Origin of the sequence: Rhizobium favelukesii (assembly GCF_000577275.2) — a bacterium.
Taxonomy (GTDB): domain Bacteria; phylum Pseudomonadota; class Alphaproteobacteria; order Rhizobiales; family Rhizobiaceae; genus Rhizobium; species Rhizobium favelukesii.
The window spans coordinates 3018691-3031923 of the sequence record NZ_HG916852.1; the positions used below are offsets into that span (position 1 = coordinate 3018691).

Annotated in this window: 13 protein-coding genes, 1 tRNA gene and 2 pseudogenes; 7 read left to right on the forward strand and 9 right to left on the reverse strand. The window is 58.2% G+C overall.

What is annotated here, in order from left to right; genetic code table 11:
• Positions 1–39: 39 nt before the first annotated feature.
• Complete coding sequence (locus LPU83_RS53505) at positions 40–1269, reverse strand: ROK family transcriptional regulator (RefSeq protein ID WP_024317660.1); 1230 nt, start codon at positions 1267–1269, stop codon at positions 40–42.
• A gap of 224 nt (positions 1270–1493) precedes the next feature.
• On the opposite strand from LPU83_RS53505, the gene xylF reads away from it, so the two are divergent.
• The 4 genes from xylF (at position 1494) to LPU83_RS53525 (ending at position 5134) form a co-directional block, all read left to right on the forward strand.
• Positions 1494–2534 carry a D-xylose ABC transporter substrate-binding protein gene (gene xylF, locus LPU83_RS53510; RefSeq protein WP_024317659.1) on the forward strand — a complete coding sequence of 347 codons (1041 nt, stop codon included), beginning with the start codon at positions 1494–1496 and terminating at the stop codon, positions 2532–2534.
• Between the two features lie 265 nt (positions 2535–2799).
• Positions 2800–4113 carry a sugar ABC transporter permease gene (locus LPU83_RS53515; protein ID WP_024317658.1) on the forward strand — a complete coding sequence of 438 codons (1314 nt, stop codon included), beginning with the start codon at positions 2800–2802 and terminating at the stop codon, positions 4111–4113.
• 14 nt (positions 4114–4127) lie between these two features.
• The gene (locus tag LPU83_RS53520; RefSeq protein WP_024317657.1) at positions 4128–4928 is read left to right on the forward strand and encodes an ATP-binding cassette domain-containing protein; all 801 of its coding nucleotides are present in this window, start codon (positions 4128–4130) and stop codon (positions 4926–4928) included.
• 129 nt (positions 4929–5057) lie between these two features.
• A tRNA-Arg gene (locus tag LPU83_RS53525) sits at positions 5058–5134 on the forward strand.
• Positions 5135–5178: 44 nt separating this feature from the next.
• On the opposite strand, the pseudogene LPU83_RS53530 reads toward LPU83_RS53525, so the two are convergent.
• Positions 5179–5496: pseudogene (locus LPU83_RS53530) on the reverse strand (IS481 family transposase); the annotation flags it as partial.
• Between the two features lie 111 nt (positions 5497–5607).
• On the opposite strand from LPU83_RS53530, the gene LPU83_RS53535 reads away from it, so the two are divergent.
• On the forward strand, positions 5608–5835 hold the full coding sequence (locus LPU83_RS53535) for a CopG family ribbon-helix-helix protein (RefSeq protein ID WP_024317655.1): 228 nt from the start codon (positions 5608–5610) through the stop codon (positions 5833–5835).
• A gap of 313 nt (positions 5836–6148) precedes the next feature.
• On the opposite strand, the gene LPU83_RS53540 is transcribed toward LPU83_RS53535, so the two are convergent.
• The 7 genes and pseudogenes from LPU83_RS53540 to LPU83_RS53570 form a co-directional block, all read right to left on the reverse strand.
• On the reverse strand, positions 6149–6898 hold the full coding sequence (locus tag LPU83_RS53540; protein ID WP_037069939.1) for a methyltransferase family protein: 750 nt from the start codon (positions 6896–6898) through the stop codon (positions 6149–6151).
• A gap of 11 nt (positions 6899–6909) precedes the next feature.
• Positions 6910–7671: a carboxy-S-adenosyl-L-methionine synthase CmoA gene (gene cmoA / locus LPU83_RS53545; protein WP_037069943.1), complete on the reverse strand. Its 762-nt coding sequence runs from the start codon at positions 7669–7671 to the stop codon at positions 6910–6912.
• A gap of 111 nt (positions 7672–7782) precedes the next feature.
• On the reverse strand, positions 7783–8256 hold the full coding sequence (locus tag LPU83_RS53550; protein WP_244656125.1) for a phosphatase PAP2 family protein: 474 nt from the start codon (positions 8254–8256) through the stop codon (positions 7783–7785).
• 218 nt (positions 8257–8474) lie between these two features.
• Positions 8475–8828: a response regulator transcription factor gene (locus tag LPU83_RS53555; protein ID WP_024318692.1), complete on the reverse strand. Its 354-nt coding sequence runs from the start codon at positions 8826–8828 to the stop codon at positions 8475–8477.
• Between the two features lie 47 nt (positions 8829–8875).
• The gene (locus tag LPU83_RS53560) at positions 8876–10516 is read right to left on the reverse strand and encodes a phosphoethanolamine transferase (protein WP_024318691.1); all 1641 of its coding nucleotides are present in this window, start codon (positions 10514–10516) and stop codon (positions 8876–8878) included.
• A gap of 277 nt (positions 10517–10793) precedes the next feature.
• Positions 10794–11105, reverse strand: a pseudogene (locus LPU83_RS53565) (molybdopterin-dependent oxidoreductase); the annotation flags it as partial.
• Positions 11051–11374 (reverse strand): dienelactone hydrolase family protein, encoded by a 324-nt coding sequence (locus LPU83_RS53570; RefSeq protein ID WP_112334083.1) that lies wholly within the window; start codon positions 11372–11374, stop codon positions 11051–11053. The gene LPU83_RS53570 and the pseudogene LPU83_RS53565, both read right to left, overlap by 55 nt.
• 707 nt (positions 11375–12081) lie before the next feature.
• On the opposite strand from LPU83_RS53570, the gene LPU83_RS53575 reads away from it, so the two are divergent.
• Together LPU83_RS53575 and LPU83_RS53580 are read left to right on the forward strand one after the other, a co-directional pair.
• Positions 12082–12837, forward strand: coding sequence for a COG4280 domain-containing protein (locus tag LPU83_RS53575; RefSeq protein ID WP_024318689.1), 756 nt, complete (start codon positions 12082–12084; stop codon positions 12835–12837).
• Positions 12834–13052 carry a hypothetical protein gene (locus LPU83_RS53580; protein WP_024318688.1) on the forward strand — a complete coding sequence of 73 codons (219 nt, stop codon included), beginning with the start codon at positions 12834–12836 and terminating at the stop codon, positions 13050–13052. The genes LPU83_RS53575 and LPU83_RS53580 overlap by 4 nt, the downstream gene beginning before the upstream one ends.
• Positions 13053–13233 lie beyond the last annotated feature (181 nt).

Sequence of the window (13233 nt, forward strand, 5' to 3'; positions counted from 1 at the left end):
CCGGGCCCCTGCCCGGCCATCTCTCGTTTCGACCGCAGGCTAGCCTTGGTCGGCTCCATGGATGCCGGACATGACGATATCCTGGTCGATCACCGACAATGCCCTGTCCAGATGCCCCTCGAAGACGAGGTTCGGTTCATCGGGCACCACCCGGATCTCGGGCATTCCCTCCATCCGCACGACATGCGCCTGGCCAAGGCCCTCCTCGACCCCCTGCCGCAACAGGTCATAATAGCGCGTTCCCGGTCCCGTGATCGCGATCGGCATACGTTCCGTCAGGCTCAACAGCCGCGAAAGCCCGTTTCCGAGCGCGATCCCAGCCTGCCTGAACGCAAAGGCAGACATGCGATGTCCTTGGCGCGCGTGCGCAGCGATCTTGTCGAGCTCGGCAACCGGCACGAACTTGGCTGGGATCGTGTCGAGCGGCACCTCGAAGGCCATTCGTAGAATGGCGTAGAAGCCGGCATAGGCCTCGATGCATCCCTTGCTGCCACAGCGGCACAGGCCGCCATTGGCCATGTGCAGCATATGGCCGAAATTCGGCGCCGAGATCTCACGCTCCCCCTGCCCTGTGCGCCGGACGATGCCGAGGCCGATGCTATGTCCGAGCGACAACGCCGCCAGCGAGCGGAACTCCGCGGGCCTGGTATTCTCCTCATGCGCGCCGAGCGCCGCCGCAACCAGCTGCGTCTCGTTGCCGAGAATGATTTTGGCCTGCCAGGCCGGCCGCAACACCGATTCGAAGTCGATCTGTTTGCTGCCGAAAATCGGCGACCAGACCAACGCCGGTTCGGTGGGGTGCACGAGACCTTTGCTGCTGATCGATATCAGCAGCACTTTTTCCTTGGGAAGCTTTGAGCGGGCAAGAATGCGTGAAAGCCCCTCCCTGATGGAGGCAACGAAACGCTCGGCTCCGGCAGGATCATGGGATCGTTCCTCGCTGAACCGGTCGATGAGCCTACCGGCATAGTCGACCAGCGAGTACTGGACGCCATCCGACGAGATGATCACGACGACAAGGTAGCCACAGTCGCGCCGTTGCCGAAACAACACGCGCGGGCGCCCCCTCCCGCTGGTGGCCTGCTGCTCGGATTTCTCGATGATTTGCGCTTTTTCGAGGTCGGCGGTGATCGCCGAGATCGTTGCGGAAGAAAGCTTCGTAGAGTCGGAAATCTCGGTATGCGCCAGCGCGCCATGTCTTCGAAGCGCGGCGAGCACGAGGACGCTATTTCGCTGCCGGACCAATTCCGTGCTCGACTTGGTCAGCATATATGCCGGCCCTCTCCCCTCGCATTCCGCCCTTATTCACACCTCATCTCCAGCCGTTTCAGCAACGGAAATTAAGCTGGTAGTGCAGTGTTGACAGTTGAAAAAATCTCTGACACTAAATTTCTCGACTGTCGAGAAAATAATTCGAACTTCTCGTCAGCGAACCGCGGCGGCCGGAGGAACCACTGGCTGGGGCTGGCCGCAACTCACTCGGGAGGATAATTATGAAGTCAATTTTGAAGCTGATGGCCGGGGCGGCCATCCTCGTGTCGGTCCACACTGCCGCCATGGCTGCTGATCTCGTCGTTGGCGTTTCCTGGTCGAACTTCCAGGAAGAACGTTGGAAGACCGACGAAGCTGCCATCAAGAAGGCACTGGAAGCCAAGGGCGCCAAGTACATTTCTGCTGACGCCCAGTCGTCTGCCGCAAAGCAGCTGACCGACGTTGAATCGCTGATTTCGCAGGGCGCGAACGCACTCATCATCCTCGCTCAAGACTCCGACGCAATCGGCCCGGCCATCGAAAAGGCTGCCGCTGAAGGCATTCCGGTCGTCGGCTACGACCGCCTGATCGAAAACCCGGCTGCCTTCTACATCACCTTCGACAACAAGGAAGTCGGCCGCCTCCAGGCGGAAGGCGTGTTCAAGGTCAAGCCGGAAGGTAATTACGTCTTTATCAAGGGCTCCTCGTCCGACCCGAATGCGAACTTCCTGTTCTCGGGCCAGATGGAAGTGCTGAAGGCCGCCGTCGATGCCGGCAAGATCAAGAACGTCGGCGAAGCCTACACCGACGGCTGGCTTCCGGAAAATGCACAGCGCAACATGGAGCAGTTCCTGACTGCGAGCAACAACAAGGTTGACGCTGTTGTTGCTTCGAACGACGGCACCGCCGGTGGTGCGATTGCAGCCCTCGACGCCCAGGGCCTCGCCGGCTCTGTACCGGTTTCCGGCCAGGACGCCGACAAGGCAGCCCTGAACCGCGTCGCGCTTGGCACGCAGACGGTCTCCGTCTGGAAGGACTCGCGTGAACTCGGCAAGCGCGCCGCTGAAATCGCCCTCGACCTCGCAGGCGGCAAGAAGATGACCGAAATCGAAGGTGTCCAGACTTTCGACGGCGGCGCCAAGAAGGTCGCCATGGAATCGGTCTTCCTGAAGCCGCTGCCGATCACCAAGGAGAACCTGAACGTCGTCATCGACGCCGGCTGGATCTCCAAGGCTGAAGCTTGCCAGGGCGTCAAGGCCGGCAGCGTCAAGGCTTGCGACTAATCGACCTGCGCAAGGCATAGATTGCCGGCGCCGCAACGGCTGAAACCGTTGCGGCGCCGGATGCGGATTTGAGCCGTCGCTCGATGGTCTATCCGCCTCACCCAACCATCGCGGCCTTGATTCCCTGCCGGTTTCATGTCGCGGGACAGAGCGACCGAAATTCCGGGCGCACGGCGATGGTCAGTACAAGAACGGGGCGAAGCCGCGGGCATCGACGTGATGCCGAGCGGATCAGACGTCCAAACAGTGGGGGAACGGCAAACCCATGGCCGAAATGGTAAAATCCACAACTTCAAGCGGACCGAGCATGGCTGAGGGCAACCTCATCAGCCGCTTCTTCCGCGCGACCGAAATCGACACGCGCCTTCTCGGTATGATCGGCGCGCTGCTCATCATCTGGATCGGCTTTCACATCATTACCGGCGGCCTGTTTCTGACGCCGAGAAATCTCTGGAACCTTTCGGTTCAGACAACCGACATCGCGATCATGACGACCGGCATGGTTCTCATCATCGTGACGCGCAACATCGACCTTTCCGTCGGCTCCGTACTTGGCCTCTGCGCCATGATCATGGGTGTCACGCAGGCAAAAGTCCTGCCTGAGTTCATCGGTTTCGACAGCCCGTTTACCTGGATCATCACCCTGATCGTCGGCCTCATCGCCGGCGCCCTGATCGGCACCTTCCAGGGCCTCATCATCGCCTTCCTGAACGTTCCCTCCTTCATCGTGACGCTCGGCGGCCTGCTTGTCTGGCGCGGCGCAACCTGGCTCGTCACCAGCGGCCAGACGGTCGCTCCGATGGACCAGACCTTTCGCGTCATGGGCGGCGGTGCCGAAGGCTCGATCGGCGCGACCTGGAGCTGGATCGTCGGCGTGCTCGCCTGCCTTTTCGTCATCGGCAGCATCGTCAACTCCCGCCGCCAGCGCAAGCGTTTCGGCTTCCCGCGACGTCCCGTCTGGGCCGAGTACTTCCTGTCAGCACTCTCCTGCGCGTTGATCCTCGGTGCCGTCTGGATCGCCAACAGCTACTACTGGCCGATCAATATCGCCAAAAGATACGCCGAAGCGAACAGCATTCCGTGGCCTGAAACCGGCCTGGATATCCCCTACGGCATTGCCGTTCCGGTTCTGATTGCCATTGTCGTCGGGATCATCATGACCTTCATCGCCACCCGCCTGCGCTTCGGCCGTTATGTCTTCGCGATCGGCGGCAACCCTGAGGCGGCAGAACTCGCCGGCATCAAGACCCGCTGGGTCACCGTCCGCATCTTCGCGCTGATGGGCATTCTCGCCGCCGTCGCGGCAGCCATCTCGACGGCGCGCCTCAACGCCGCCACCAATGCTCAAGGTACGCTCGACGAGCTATATACCATCGCTGCAGCCGTTATCGGCGGCACATCGCTTGCAGGCGGTACCGGCACGATTGCCGGCGCCATGCTCGGCGCGCTCGTGATGCAGTCGCTGCAGTCAGGGATGGTACTGGCCCATGTCGACACGCCGCTGCAGAGCGTCGTCGTCGGTGCGGTGCTCGTCGTCGCCGTCTGGCTCGACACTGTCTATCGTTCGCGTGCCAAGTAAGAGGAGTCCTAGATATGACTGATCAACGCACTCCCCAGAGCCAGAACGCTCCTCTTGTGGAACTCAAGAACATCTCGATCTCCTTCGGCGGTATCCACGCCGTGGACAATGCTTCGGTCGACCTCTACCCCGGCGAAGTCGTCGCGCTTCTCGGCCATAACGGCGCCGGTAAGTCGACGTTGATCAAGATCCTCTCGGGCGCCTACAAGCGCGACAGCGGCGAAATCCTCATCAACGGCGAGCCGGCCGACATCCGCAATCCGCGCGATGCAAAGAAGTACGGCATCGAGACGATCTATCAGACGCTCGCCGTCGCCGATAACGTCGACGCCGCCGCCAACCTCTACCTCGGACGCGAGATCCGCACGAAGTGGGGCACGCTCGATGACGTCGCCATGGAGGCCTCGGCCCGTGAAGTGATGGGACGTCTCAACCCGAACTTCCGCCGCTTCAAGGAGCCGGTGAAGGCGCTCTCCGGCGGCCAGCGGCAGTCGGTGGCGATTGCGCGCGCGATCCTCTTCAACGCCCGCATCCTGATCATGGACGAGCCGACGGCCGCCCTTGGTCCCCAGGAAACGGCGCAGGTCGGTGAGCTGATCAAGCAGTTGAAGAAGGAAGGCATCGGCATCTTCCTGATCAGCCACGACATCCACGACGTCTTCGATCTTGCCGACCGCGTCTCGGTAATGAAGAACGGCCAGGTGGTCGGCCATGCCCGCACCGAGGACGTCACCAAGGATGAAGTGCTCGGCATGATCATCCTCGGCAAGGTGCCGCCCAAGGCCATCCCCGGCCCCGGCGCCATGCAGGTCTGACCCCCAGACGTGAGATATAAAAGTCCGCCGCGCACAAGAACGGCGGACTTTTCATTTTGTAGATTGAAGCCAGCGAGAAGCTAGGCTAAGAACCACGCATCGGACAGGCGATTCAAACGCCTGCGGCATGCACCCGTAGCTCAGCTGGATAGAGTGTTGGATTCCGATTCCAAAGGTCACAGGTTCGAATCCTGTCGGGTGCGCCATCTCCATGAATGTCCAGCCCGGAGACATAGGTAACAAAACGTACCTAACACATGGGTGACAACCTCGTGCCGAACGGGTTGTCGATGGTTTGCAAAGTCCTCTGCTCCAGGTCGATATCTCCCAGATCATAGTGCATGAAGCTGACGAGCCAAATACCGTCGTCGACTTCCTTGATTCCGAGTTTCTGGCCGGCCAGCACGGTCGAGATATTGATCTTCTTGCGGTAGATGCAGATGCGGCGGCAATTGGTCACCAGTGCGTCACGGTCGTGGAACGGATAATCGATCTCCGGCAGCCCGTTATATCGGCGCGCCGATGGTGTGTAGAGATCGACCGGCGTCTTCATCGCCAGAGCTTCATGCGAACCCGGAGAGCTGGACCGGGTTTGACGACGGACGGCCGATGGCTTCTCCTCGTATTACAATCGGAGTGAAAAGACGTGTCAAATCGAGAGCTTTCGGATCCGATCACCATGCGACTTCCAACCGACGTCCTTGCGGAGATGGAAGAAATCGCGGAAATCTGCGGCCGCACCCGGAGTTGGGTGGTCGTCCGGGCGCTGAAATCGTATCTAGCCGCAGAAGGAAGGGAGATCATCGAAATCGACCGCGCCCGGCGAGACGTCGAAGCTGGCAACGGATATGATCTCGACGATGTCATCGACGAGCTTGAGGGCATCGTCAAAGGCGCAGCGGCGTGAAGGTCACGGTCTCTCCAGCCGCACGAGAATAATCACGACAGAAGGCAGATATCTCCGGGCGCGGCATGAAGAAGCTCCGTCAGGCGCTGTCACAATTTCCGGAAATGGGCAGACAGACAGACGAGATGCCAGCTCCGGGAGTCCTGCGCTTCGCAATGGGTTCTTACCTTGTTGACTATGAGGTCGGCGAAGGTCGTCATCCTCAAGATGAGGCACGGGCGGCAACGCCCGCTAGGCGTGCGATTGACCAGGGACCATTGTTAGCCCCGGATTTCGGTTCGGGGCGTCAGCGTTACCGCCCCGACCGACGTTATCAGTGCGCAGCAGTCATTTTGTCAAAGACCCCGAGCTTCTTGAGGGAACTCACCAGACCAGTGAGCGCAATCACCACAACGAATAGCGCCAGAAGCACAATCGCGTAAGACAACTCCTGGTCCGATATGGAGTCGGCCGCGATTCGATAAAATTCCGTCGCCAGCAACGCGATCAGTGTCGACGACATCGTGGAATAGTCCTTGGCAATAACCCGCTTCGCATTGAAAGCCATTCCCTCTGTCGATGCCGAGAACGCACTCAACTTGAGTCCCCATCTGGGGACATCGCGGCAATATGCGCTGTACGCGTCACCGAATTTGTCAGCCAGAAATTCCTCTTCAGCGTAGATGATGCACTGGTAGATGAAGCCGAATAACAAGCATCCGACGATGACGACTACTGGATCGCCGTGGAACAGGAAAAGCCCCGAGTAAACGAGCATGTTCCCGACGTACAACGGGTTGCGACAGACGCCGAACATGCCTTCCGTAACCAAGTCCTTGGCATAGACCCGTTTGTTAAGACCGCCTCGCTTGATGTAAGCGTATCCAATTACGGTTGCGCGCAATAGCAAACCTGCGAGTACTATTAGCAATGCGACGATATCCGTCCACTGCTTGAGTGCTGCGCTACCCAGAACCGTCGTCGTCGGTGGCGCGGCAATAAACAATGCAACGATGATCAGCGGAAACGCCTGGTTTCGGTACTTGAAAAAGAACGTCCCGATCGTGAGCATGAGATTTTTCATGACAAACCGTCTTACTTTACCGCGACAATGCCGCAGAAGTTATACCACCGGAAGAACACCTCCGTGCTCTTGAACCCCACCTCCTTGAGCAATTGGAGGTTCTCCTCGAGGCGGTAAGGAATGAGCACGTTTTCCAGGGCCTCCCTCTTCTTCGATATTTCGATCGAGGAGTATCCGTTACGCCGCTTGAAGTCATAGTAGTGGTCGATGAAGAGCCGGTTGAAAGTCGTGTCCTCGCTGGTCAACTTTTCGATCAGTAGCAAACATCCGTGCTCGTTGAGCCCGTCGTAGATCGTCTTCATGACACGTTCGCGAAAGAGCGGACGCACAAATTGAAGCGTTAGGAGCATCGTCACGACGCTAGCGTTTTCAACAGAGAAGCCGCGGTGAAGGTCGCCTGTTACCAGATCGATTGATCGGTTTGTTCCTGATGCCTCGATCTTCTCCGCCGCCTTCTTGAGCATGTCGGGAGCATTATCGATTCCGACGAAATCCACGTGATTGTCGACGATGTGGTCCAGCGCGAGCAGCGTCGTAGCCGTCGAGCAGCCAATGTCATAGAGGTGCGACTGAGGTTGCGCAAAATCCCGGGCCAGTTCGCAAACCATGCGCTGCATCTCCCCGTAGAACGGGACCGAGCGGCTTACCATGTCGTCGAATACGTTTGCGACGGTGGAATTGAATGCAAAGTCCGCAACCGCATCCCGTTCGTCGGCGAACACCTCGTCACGAGAATTCGTATGCAGGATAAGACGGTTGGACGGCTCGGTCATATCCGCTCCAGATGTACAGCAATGTTAGATGGGCGTGCTTTTCCCCAAAGCACACCCGGCGCGCAGCGATTTGGTCACAGAAGTCTGACGCCAACCTGAAAGCGCCGAATTTCACACGAATTGAGGAAGGAACCGCCTGAAGGTAAGCCAGCAGGCGAAGGACCAGACTGAGCCCGCACACCACCCGAAGAGCACATCGGTCGGAAAATGTACGCCGAGGTAGATTCGGCTAATGCCTATCGTGCAGATGAGCGCGACAGCAACAAGGAATACATATGCTTTCTGGGCTGGCGAACGTAGAAATCGGACCGCGACAGTTGCCAATGTCAGATAGGTTGCGGCGGAAACCATAGCGTGACCGCTGGGAAAACTAGCATCGCCGACGGGCACCAGATGGGTGACTACGTCCGGACGGGGTCTCGCGGTCCATATCTTCAGTGCATTGCTGCATAGCCAGCCGCCTGCGAAGCCAACTGCAAGGTACAAGGCATCGACCCGTCGACGCGCAACCAGCAGGAAGCCGATAGTGGCCAGCGTGATCAACAGGAGCACCGCCACTCCGCCCAGGCTCGTGTAGTTCACCATCGCTGTCTTTACCCAGGCGGGTCCGAGAGGCAGGGCAACATCGTCCGCGTGCCTCAACGAGAGAAGAAAAGCCTGATCCCACGCAAGCGTATCGCCTTCGCGAACCTCCACCGCGGCGTAGAATAGTGTCGCGATACCTAGCAGTAGAAGAGCAAAGGGTAGAACCCGATAAGCGACCGTCCAACTCAGGCGCGCCCGTGCATGGCAGATCGCTCGCCTCATTGCTTGATTTGCCTCATTCGTGCGGAAAGTTCGTCCAGGTTGAAAGGTTTAACGAGGAAATCATTCGCTCCTCCCTTCATTCCCGCCAGCCGATCGCTGTACTGGTCTTGTGCCGTCATGATGATAACCGGAACCTTGTCATTTCCTCCGCGGATGTCGCGCAGGAGCGAAAGGCCATTGCCGTCCGGCAGACGCAGATCCAGGAGTACCAGGTCATACTTCTTCGATACCAGCCTACGGGTAGCCTCCTTCAGGTTCATGCACCAATCGACGCGGTGCGCATCAGCCACCACATGGGCTGATACTGCGTCCCCGATGTCGATGTTGTCTTCGATGACAAGCACATTCACCGCATCACGTTCCTATGTGTTGCGTCGCCGTTGCGTGGTTGTGATTTTCAAGAGTTCCCACTCCTGCACTTCGCGAATACGTCGAGCTTCTGCTCGTAGACGGACGTCTCCACGTTCATCATCCCGAGCACGCTATGGAAAAGGTTGTCGTGGGAGGTTGGAGCGGTCGCTTCCTTTCGTAGGCAGGACGTGTCCAGATCCATTGATTTGGTAAAATCGTCGTCAAACCACGTCAGGAACGGCACGTGCGTCTGCTGCGAGGGAGCGAAAAGGTATGGCGTTCCATGTAGGTAGAGCCCCTTCTCACCGAGGGATTCCCCGTGATCGGACATGTAAATCAGGCCCGTCGCGATCTTCCCCGAACGAGCCTTCAGATGGTCGATGACGGTCGCGAGGAAGTAGTCGGTGTAGAGTATCGAGTTGTCGTAGGCGTTGATGATCTCTCCTACCTGGCACTTGCCAAGCTCCGGGGTTCGACAATCCGGAAAAAACTTTCCCTGGTGTTCAGGGTATCGGAGATAATAAGCGGGTCCGTGGCTCCCGAGCTGATGGAGTACAAGGACGCTGTCGCCTTTGACGTGGTCCAGCCAGTCATCGAGTTTGTCCAGGAAGATGCCATCCAGGCACTCACCCTGCTGGCAGAACCGCGGGTCTTTCGAGTTCGCCAAGTCGACGTATTTGATCCGATCAGCGACACCCTTGCTCCCGGTGTTGTTGTCAAACCACGCCACGTCAATGCCGGCATGCGCCAGCACGTCTACTAGCGTTTCGTTGGCCATCGCCTTCGCATGAGTGAAATCCGAGCGCGTGAACCGCGAGAACATGCAGGGAATTGACGTCGCGGTAGCCGTGCCGCAACTCATAGTATTCGGGAAATAGACGACGTTCGCGACTTTGAGCCGCGGATTGGTCTCCCGTTGGTATCCGCCGAGTGAGAAGTTCTCCGCACGCGCGGTCTCGCCCGCGACAATGACCGTAACCCGCGGCTTGTTGATGGGCGGCTCGGGCGACTTGACCGTGGCGTCGACTCCGACAGATTGAACGACGATCGAAGCCTCTTTCCCAGCATCTAGGAAATAGCGAGCGGTACTGACGATCGGTGTGACAGGATTGAAGCTCTTAGAGATGTCCCGCCGCTCCCTGACGGCTGCCGTGTACTCCCGCGAGTATGTTACGCCGCAGATGCCGAAGATCGCGAGTGAGGCGAGGATTGCAATGAGGTTCCAGAAGAACTTTCGCATAAACGTGCGATGATCAACCTTCGTCCAGACTATGAGCAACGATGGCACGATGCCGAAGATGGCAACATGCGTAAGGAAATCAGAGGTGATCAAATGCTGGGCTTCCGCCGGCGTTGTCTCCATAGCGTTGCGGATCATGTCGCTGTCGATGACCACCCCGAATGTGTCGGTGAAATGAGATGCCACCGCCGCGACGACGACCAGGAAGATCAGAAACGGCTTGATGAGGTACTTGGTTGAAAATGGGGTGATTGCGGCAACGAACAGTGCGAGCATCGCGAGATACAGAGCCCAAAGCGGACCACTTCCGCTTCCAAGATAGTCGGTGACCTTCTGCCAGAATGTGTTGTTGCAGAAGACAAGGATGTAGCAGCTTGTAAGTATGCAGAGCGGGATGCTGCCAATCTTCGGCCGCAGCGAGCTCACTTTTGTGGGCACTGTCGTCAATTTAACCTCTCCAACGCAAGCGCGTGTTTTGGAGGCAATTGCTGACAGACACCTGAAGCTGGAAAGATGAACAATTATGTCCAGATTCGTCGGGTCACGGCTTCCCATCACTTGGCTTCTGGTTACAAACGTGATCGATTGCAGTTCACTCAACGATTGCTGCGCTTGGTATGGATACCACTTCTGATTTTAGCCCAGCGCCGGAACATGCGATCGCTTCGGCCTGTCGACCCAGTTCGGACTCGCTGGGGGCGTTTGCGGAAGGAGGCGGATTCCTAGACATGCTACGAGCAAAGTGCTGTGGCATCTTGATATCTCGTATCGTGACATCGCCGATGTCGGTACCGAAGAAGACTACCTCTATACCATTATCAAGGACGCCGGCTTCCTGCAGGATCGCGCCAAGCGGCGTGCCTGCCCAGCGGGCGTTGCCGATGCCGCCGGTGAAAAAGGGGAAGCCGTGGTTGCCCGAGCATTCCACTGTGAAAACGACCTCTTGCCGAGGCCGCGCCTTGATGGCGTCGAGCGTCAAGTTCAAGGGCTTTTTGACGAGGCCCTCGTCGATCGTTGGTCGATTGAAGGTGCCGATGTAACAAATCCCTCAAGTGCCAAGCGCCTTGCGGCCTCCTCGAAGTGCGGTGTCAGACCTAACTTGTCATGAGCCACAATTTCACCGGGGTGAGGCTCCGTGTCGGTGTCGGGGCGGGCGACATAGCAGTCAAGTTTGCCCCAATCCACATCGATAGCCACCCTTTCGGTGCGCAATCGCGGGTCGTCGTTGCCGATTTGAGGCGCACTTGCATATTCCGACACATGGCACAAGGCAGCCTTGCTATGGCTGCCCTGCCGGCCCAGCATTCTGCCGTATCAAGAAGAAACATCCGGCGCTTCATACGTGCAAGGAAGTTCAAATGACTTCGATCTCCGTTGGGGCAAGACATACTAGCGCAATTCTCCGAGCGTAAAAACCAGCGGCGCAGAGGGCGTGCTTGGGACCCGAACCACGCGGCCTACTCGCACACCGGAGCCTGGACAACTTGGAACCTGGCGAGCCAAAGCTCAAATAGATGCGCACATGTCGCGTTTAAGGTGACCGTCAGCATCGGCGTCCAAATAGCAATGCGTGATCAATATTCTCCGCAAATTTTAAGATCGCCCCGACGCGTGACGGAGGCATGTTTGCTAGGGAGGCCGCCTCGTGGACCCTTTGGTCCATCCATCCTCGACCGAATCTTTCATCCTGTCCCCTCCAACCCGCGCAAGCTTCGGGCTATCCCGCTCGATGCACTGCAAGCCCACGAGGTCGATGATCTGGTTTCTCCATGCTCGTTGTTTGACCGGAGGACGGTCGGCCTGCGGCCGACTATCCGGAAAACAATCTGACGGGCGAGGTCGTGGACAGCGCCTTCCACGGTCGCTGTTGGCGGCTTCAGGTGAAGATTGGTGACGACCCGGTCGACTGGTCCCGCGGGGAGCAGAAAGGTGCCCTCCCGCATTTTCGCTCCCTCCGGAGCGATGCACCGTTTTGCCCGCATGAAATTCAAAGATCGAAACGGAAAAATCAAATGACAACGATAACAGGCATAACCTCGACGATGACGGCGTCATTCCTCGGCTCCCTTGTTGAGGTTGTAGAAGCCTTCACCATCATACTGGCGGTCGGCGTGACGCAGAGCTGGCGGCCGGCGTTTATCGGAACGGGCCTCGCCCTCGCGGTTCTGGCAATCCTCGTGCTGGCGCTCGGACCGCTGCTTGGAATGATACCCATCGAACTCATGCAGTTCGTGATTGGGACCCTGCTGATACTGTTCGGCTTGCGGTGGCTTCGCAAGGCGATCCTGCGGGCGTCCGGGTTCATCGCCCTTCACGACGAAGAAAAGGCATTCGCGGAGGAAACCGACAACCTTCGACGCCAGGCATCGGATAGACGAGCGAACGTTCTTGCCGCGATCGCTGCCTTCAAGGCAGTTCTGCTCGAAGGGGTCGAAGTCGTTTTCATCGTCATCGCCACTGGCGCTGGCCACGGCATGATCGGTTATGCGAGCATCGGCGCGTTGGCTGCTTGCTTGCTGGTACTGGTTATCGGCCTCTTTGTGCACAAGCCCCTTTCGACCGTCCCCGAGAACAGCTTGAAGTTCGTGGTCGGCCTGCTCCTCAGCGCGTTCGGCATCTTCTGGGTAGGCGAGGGCATCGGCGCGGGTTGGCCGGGAGCTGATCTGTCGCTGATCGCCATCCTCGCGGTGTTGATCGTCGTGTCGTTCGGTCTGGTCCGGATGCTCCAACAGTATTTTGACTCCCATACAAAGCAGGTAGCACGATGAATTTCCTGAAACTGGTCCTGAAAGAAACAATTGGCCTGTTCATCGACGACGGGGCACTCGCACTGCTCACGATCGCGCTGATCGCCCTGGTCGGCGTCCTGGTGACGCTCGAGGGTATCGATGGGTTGCTCGGCGCGTGCATCCTCTTCCTTGGATGCCTGCTCATCCTCGCGGAAAGCGTCGCGAGGGCAGCACGCCGGAAATTCAAAGGCTGACCGGGCCGTAGTAGAGGGCAGCCTTGCAATTACCAGGTGGCTGATTACCTGCTCATTTCCGCATATAGCCCATTGTATTGGCAGCAAGATTTCCCAATAAACTAAAACTCCATGGAACCATTTGGGGGGCTCGTTTCCTCTTCAGAATTACCAAATCGTGGCCGCCGAACTTGTCCGCTAG

Bases quoted from the DNA above. Each gene is read 5' to 3' on its own strand.
- LPU83_RS53550 (WP_244656125.1), bottom strand. From the start codon at position 8,256: ATGGTGAACTACACGAGCCTGGGCGGAGTGGCGGTGCTCCTGTTGATC.
- LPU83_RS53515 (WP_024317658.1), top strand. From the start codon at position 2,800: ATGGCCGAAATGGTAAAATCCACAACTTCAAGCGGACCGAGCATGGCT.
- LPU83_RS53580 (WP_024318688.1), top strand. From the start codon at position 12,834: ATGAATTTCCTGAAACTGGTCCTGAAAGAAACAATTGGCCTGTTCATC.
- LPU83_RS53570 (WP_112334083.1), bottom strand. From the start codon at position 11,374: ATGCTGGGCCGGCAGGGCAGCCATAGCAAGGCTGCCTTGTGCCATGTG.
- xylF (WP_024317659.1), top strand. From the start codon at position 1,494: ATGAAGTCAATTTTGAAGCTGATGGCCGGGGCGGCCATCCTCGTGTCG.
- cmoA (WP_037069943.1), bottom strand. From the start codon at position 7,671: ATGACCGAGCCGTCCAACCGTCTTATCCTGCATACGAATTCTCGTGAC.
- LPU83_RS53575 (WP_024318689.1), top strand. From the start codon at position 12,082: ATGACAACGATAACAGGCATAACCTCGACGATGACGGCGTCATTCCTC.
- LPU83_RS53535 (WP_024317655.1), top strand. From the start codon at position 5,608: ATGCGACTTCCAACCGACGTCCTTGCGGAGATGGAAGAAATCGCGGAA.
- LPU83_RS53520 (WP_024317657.1), top strand. From the start codon at position 4,128: ATGACTGATCAACGCACTCCCCAGAGCCAGAACGCTCCTCTTGTGGAA.
- LPU83_RS53540 (WP_037069939.1), bottom strand. From the start codon at position 6,898: ATGAAAAATCTCATGCTCACGATCGGGACGTTCTTTTTCAAGTACCGA.
- LPU83_RS53505 (WP_024317660.1), bottom strand. From the start codon at position 1,269: ATGCTGACCAAGTCGAGCACGGAATTGGTCCGGCAGCGAAATAGCGTC.